Annotated in this window: 4 protein-coding genes and 2 pseudogenes; all 6 read left to right on the plus strand. The window is 56.0% G+C overall.

Annotated elements, in window-relative coordinates:
* Positions 1-247 (plus strand): annotated as a pseudogene (locus GCT13_RS46655) (IS256 family transposase); the annotation flags it as partial.
* Between the two features lie 231 nt (positions 248-478).
* Positions 479-640, plus strand: a complete 162-nt coding sequence (locus GCT13_RS50365; RefSeq protein ID WP_227747392.1) for a hypothetical protein — start codon at positions 479-481, stop codon at positions 638-640.
* 1,171 nt (positions 641-1,811) lie between these two features.
* Positions 1,812-2,348 (plus strand): peroxiredoxin-like family protein, encoded by a 537-nt coding sequence (locus GCT13_RS46665; protein ID WP_152768334.1) that lies wholly within the window; start codon positions 1,812-1,814, stop codon positions 2,346-2,348.
* 581 nt (positions 2,349-2,929) lie between these two features.
* Entirely contained in the window at positions 2,930-3,397 is a 468-nt protein-coding gene (locus GCT13_RS46670) for a pyridoxamine 5'-phosphate oxidase family protein (protein WP_227747393.1), read from the plus strand.
* 802 nt (positions 3,398-4,199) lie between these two features.
* On the plus strand, positions 4,200-4,424 hold the full coding sequence (locus GCT13_RS46680) for a DUF2798 domain-containing protein (protein WP_152768337.1): 225 nt from the start codon (positions 4,200-4,202) through the stop codon (positions 4,422-4,424).
* 1,159 nt (positions 4,425-5,583) lie between these two features.
* Positions 5,584-5,797, plus strand: a pseudogene (locus GCT13_RS46685) (IS630 family transposase); the annotation flags it as partial.

A 5,797-nucleotide genomic window follows, 5' to 3' on the forward strand; every position in this document is an offset into this window, starting at 1 on the left:
GGCGCTCATGCGTGGCCTGTCGACGACCAACATCATCGAGAATCCGAACGGCGCGGTGCGCCGTGTCGCGGGGCGCGTGAAGCGCTATCGTGACGCCGATATGGCCTTGCGCTGGACGGCCGCAGGCTTCCTGGAAGCTGAGAAGCACTTCCGGAAAATCCTCGGCGTGAACGAGCTCTGGATTCTCGCTGCCGCCTTGAAACGATCGACCTCAAAATCGATTGACCACGATCGGAAGGTTGCCTAACCTATGCCGCACCCGCCGTCCCAACCTTCAACTGTCTTCGGGACATCGCCCGGTCGACGCGCTGCTGAAGCAGTATCTGGTTCTCGTGCTTCGGCGAAAATAGACAGTGGCGGCAGGGACCTGCCTTGGACAGTAGGAGTTGGTGACAGACGCCTCGCGAGTGCGCTAGAAGCAATTCTCGGACGATCCGCGTTTTCATTGTCAATTGAGTGTCTTGCCGACATCGCCGGAATGAGTCGTTCGGCCTTCGCTGCGCATTTCATGAAAGCGTTTGGCCAGTCGCCAATGGTCATGCTGAAGATCGTGCGCTTAAAGAAGGCCGCGGAATTGCTGGCTATCACCAACTATCCGGTGCAAGGTAGCGAAAATGGTAGGTTTTTCGAGTCGAAGTAACTACTCATTGGCGTTTAATGCGTTGCACGGCTCGGAATCGAGCGTTTTCCGGCGTCGCCTCACATCTTTGCATGAGCGCCGAACACTGAAGGCTCCGTAGCAGGCGGACAGGGTTAGACGTATCCTCGCAATGTCCAAGCGGTGGAAGCAACGGAAGGCGGGACTAATATAGGTCGTCCTGCAGGTCAAGGTAGCCCAGGAAAGGGGTGACGCAATATCGATAGCGTGACGAGCGGAATTCAAACCATCACGAACATGTGGTGGGAATCGCGTTTCGGCACTGTCTTTGTCATTAAATTGTACTTCTTCTTTGGGAATTGGGTGGGCCGTTTGTCGGTCGGTGTTGGGCCATTGCTTGTGGTTTGGTGCGCTTTTTATCGACCGTGACAAACCGTGCCTATTTTCAACACAGGTCCGCGCACGCTACCTTTTTCGCGGAGGGCAGCCTGGAAATCCACGGTGATACCGTCCCTAGCTGCTTGACGCTGGACAGCACGGTTCAGGGCGCAGGTGGGTAACGGCAAGATCTGGTGATTACCTAAGCTGGACATCCGCTTTTGCAAGCGTTACGCAGTAACGATACGAGGACGGGCAGTACACAAAAAAACAAAATGGCGCGGGCAATGTCAAACGTACCCGCGCTTTCGTTGCATTTAGCTGGGCGTTTCGTTACCCGGTAACGAAAGAGGAGTTAATCGAAAAACTGGCTATTGCGGACGACGAGCGTGTTCTTATCGGACACCGTTATGTTGGAACGGTGTTTGAAGCGCGATGCCTTTTGTGCGATGTCGGGGCTCCACGTATGCGGACAGCGGGACATCTATTGGTACGTGTGCGGAAGAACGGTACACCTGCCATTCACGACGACTGGGACTGCGCGTATGTAGCGAAGATGTATTTCCAGTTCTGCGAGCTTGCGCTCAACCTTGTTGCAAAGCGAACCGGTAAGCGGCTGGATATTTGCGCGGCTGCTGGTGCTCGCGCTGTCAAGGACCCTGTCAACTGATACAGCACAACGGCCGGCGACGCTGGATGCTAAAGAGTTGCAGCGTGGCGAATAACGCCGGACTCTTGGCCATGTCTTTCGAGTTTCTCATTCTAAAAAATGTGCGAAAGTAGAGCGCTCGCGTCAGCCGGCGCGAATTATTGATTACGAAAAAGGAGTTGCGCGATGCTTTTTCCTCGTCAGACGGCACCTGCACTTGTCGTTGATACCTTGGACCACGGTTCGTTCGATCTCGCCTCGGAAATGCCTGGGCGAATGACGTTGATTTGTTTTTATCGCGGGCTTCATTGTCCTACCTGTGCAATGTATCTAAAGGAGTTGGAACGACTCACGCCGGAATTCGCTGAGCGAGAAGTTGCGACGATTGCCATCAGTTCCGATAGCGAACCTCGCGCGAGAGAAATGCAGAAAAAGGTAGCAGCCGACAGCTTGCGCATCGGTTATGGACTACCGCTAACTGAGGCCCGAAAATGGGGACTTTATATCTCCACATCGCGTGGCAAATCATCCATCGGGGTCGATGAGCCTGAAATGTTTTCGGAACCTGGCTTGTTCCTGCTGCGTCCAGACCGGACGATTTACTATCTTTCCGTCCAGTCTATGCCGTTCGTGCGCCCGAATTTTAAGGAGCTACTGCAGGCTCTCGATTTCGCGATTCAGCATGATTACCCGGCACGCGGCGAGTACACAGGCGAATTATGACCTTTGAGGACGGTTCGTGATGCTGTGAGCGTTCGCCATAGAGGGACGAGCGCTCACAGCGCAGGTCAACCGCAGCGAGTACCTCCGCTGGAGAATTCCGGCAGTCTGCACCATCGCACGTTTTTTTCGACGCCTATTCGGGCAGTGCCAAGCGCCGTGGTAGAGACCACGACATGCTAAGGGGACTCTGATTGCAGGCGTAACAATGGCGGCACGCACACGTGATGCAATGACAAACGCCCGCGCGACGATCAATCTTCTCATCGTCCGGGACGGGGGTGACCAAAATGTTTCTGTGTTGCAACAACAATTGAGTCGGGAAGCACAACTCTGCGGTCAACGCGCGAGCCGACGGTACTCGGTTGCCTGGAGCAAGGCGATCATCGGCGATCGCGTTACGACACCGGACATAGACTTGCCGGTACGAGGGCTCCGTAGAGGACGGGTCGAGTGGAGATAGCGTGCCTGCTTATGTGCGAATCATGGCCTGGTGAGCGCGCCGGATCTTGGCTCTATGCGATATGCCATCGAATTCATAGTATAGGCCTCGGTGGCGCTCCGCCGCTGGTACTTAGGAGACTATGATGCCGATTCTTACCACCGACATGCTCGACGTAATCCAGCGCGCGATCCTCTCGTTCGTCGCGACAGTAAACGAAGATGGATCGCCGAATCTTTCTCCGAAGGCGTCGCTTGTCGCACGCAATGACGCACTGTTTTTCGCGGATATCGCCTCGCCTCAGACCATCAAAAATATCCTGCGTAACCCGGAAATTTCGATCAACGTGGTCGACATCTTCGCCCGGCGAGGGTACCGCTTCAATGGGAGGGCAGGTGTGCTGGCCGTTGGGGATGTTGATCGGGAGTTCGTCGCGGAATGGGTTTGGGGGACGAACGGCTCGGATTATCCGGTTGATCACGTCGTCCGGATCGACGTGCGTGAGGCGTTGCCACTGTTGTCACCTGCCTACCGCTTTGGAGAGGGAGCGTCAGAAGAAGCGCTTCGAGAAGCATATATGACGAAATACGGTGTCCAGAAACGGGATTAGAGTGCGCTGTAGTAGGCGAGACCGCTCGGACGACTACGGGGCACCGTCGGTGACACGCCGGTCATCCGGTCTGTCTGCCGACACCGGGGACCGGGAAGCAATCACCGTTGACGTTCTTAGTATCCTCCTGAGGCACGAGAGACCAACATCACTTCCACTGTGGACCGCCGAAAATCTATTCGCCGCATCACATGCAAAGAACGTATCCCTACAAAGGCTTTGAAGTAACCGTAGACCTTGAACCTGTGTGGGAAGTCACACGCAGCCTTGTGCCATCGCTGCCCATCGGCTTCGTCGCGATCGTGAGCATCGGGGGGAAGGGGATGCCAAACTCGCTCCCGCTTCCTGTGCGCGTGACAAACGACAACAAAAAGCCATTCGGAACCGAAGCGGCTGCTCTCATGGCGGGGTTCAGCGCAGCCCAACGATTGATTGACGATACGTGCTTACCGGACTGATTGTGGTTGACGCCGTTGCCAAGGCCACCGCGGCCTTGGGCGACTGCTGCAGGGGCCGGCTACGACGCGGACTCCCTCCGTTCGTGTCGGCGGAGCATCTTGACACGTGTGGCGCGTATGACTCCGGTGAGCGGCGGCGCTAAGGGCGTCGCCAACGACTGAACTGGCAAATGACCATCGGAACATAAGGAAGGTTCGGCTCAGTAAGCTCTGCGTGTAATGATACGAATGAGCATTTTTTTGCTTCGGGACGGACTGGTGAGACGCATCGACTGGGCATACAGTGAAGACTCTTGATACGACGCGCGAACGCGCTGCGTCGAAGTGAGCAAAAGGTGATTCGTATGCTAAAGATCTCGTCTCGTTATAGTCACTTCGTTTTTGGCGTTCTTCAAGCGGGGCTGACTAGTGCCATCGCTGCCGCGATTGCGAGCATTTCGTTTCTCAAAGGCGGCATGTTTGTACCGCATTGGCTGACGTCATGGGGTATTTCATGGCTGACCATGCTTCCTGTTGTCGTGACTGCGGCCCCGTTCATTCGCAAGCTCGCAGAGCGAATCGCGAGTTGAAGTGCTCCCGCCCGCAGTTTGGGGCTGCCGCGCGATATGCGCGGTAAGGACGGAGTCTCTTTTGGCAAGACAACGACGTTCCGCCGCGAGCATGCGCGCTGTCGCCTTGATGTCGCGTTGACGATGCGTGCCATATTGCGGGCAGGCCCATGCCGTTACCCCGAGCCCTGCCCCGTCCTTTTCGTGCTAGTCCTCTGCGGCAGTTGCAAGCCCTGGTTTGAGTAACTTTCATCTACGTCCCCCAACCGCACGCCGGCGTAAACGTCTTGTAGTGCAGGACGGTCCGGAGCAGGCTGCAGAGGGCATGAGCACGGATTTCGCCATACCTCCCTTGGCGAGCGCCGAAGAGTTCACGTTGCCGGTGAAGATGGCGCCGTACTCCCTCACTAGCGCCGCAAAGAATTTGCGCAGCTAGTCTTTCCTAAGGTTCTTGATCTTTGCATGCGGCGTCCATACACGCGCCTTCTTTCTTCCCGAATGACGCGCCGCGTTGCGGAGCCGGCTATCACTCCAAGCGAAACGGGAAAAGACCATGGTCTCTCGGACGACACGGATGACGCTTCGCGGCGTTCGACTGTCTGGACGCTGTGGTGGTGGACGAAATGCAACTGACAATAAATCCCGTCGAGTTACTCGCGCGATCCTGTCAAATCTCGCGAGCAGCGACTAGGTTCCTACGGTTTTTTCTGTGACAGATCGGCGGCGAGCGCCTAGCGTTTTCATTTTCCGCAATTGGCCTTTTGCCGTATCGAAGGTTCGTTCTCGCGGGCCGTGTTCCCGCGAGAGTGAGTTTAGATACGAACCCCGAGCATGCCTGCCACGATGATTACAGTCCAAACAGAACTCGCGGCGATAAGGGTCCAGCAGATTTGGTTTGCTTTTTGGATACTTACACCGTGCGCCAACATAACGGTCCGCAGTCCACAGGCGATATGCGAGAGAACAAACAACACGCCGAGTGAATAATGAGGAATCAGACGTTCGGACCACGCGTCGCGAATCAGACCTATCGGTTGGTAAGTTGCCCATGCATAGTCAGTATCTGTCCCGAAGTAACGGGCGAGGATGAATACAGAATTACTCATTGGTCAGTAAGTTAGGGAACAAATTCGACGAGTGCTGATCTATCGTGTCGTGTCACTCGATGGAGCCACGGACTGTGAAACGAGACGGGAGAAGTCTGGCGCACAACATCCTCGAAGAGATGCGCATGCTGGCACTTGAGCGGATGAACGATGGGGAACATCCCGATGCGGTTTCGGCGTCGTTTGGAATGCATCGTTCGTGGGCGTACAAGCTGCGAGCGAAGGCCCGGGGGCGAGGACGAGGTGTGCGTGCGTTGAGGTCGACCCAGGCGACAGGCCGCCCGCGCA

The sequence above is a fragment of the Paraburkholderia franconis genome (assembly GCF_009362735.1).
GTDB lineage: Bacteria > Pseudomonadota > Gammaproteobacteria > Burkholderiales > Burkholderiaceae > Paraburkholderia > Paraburkholderia franconis.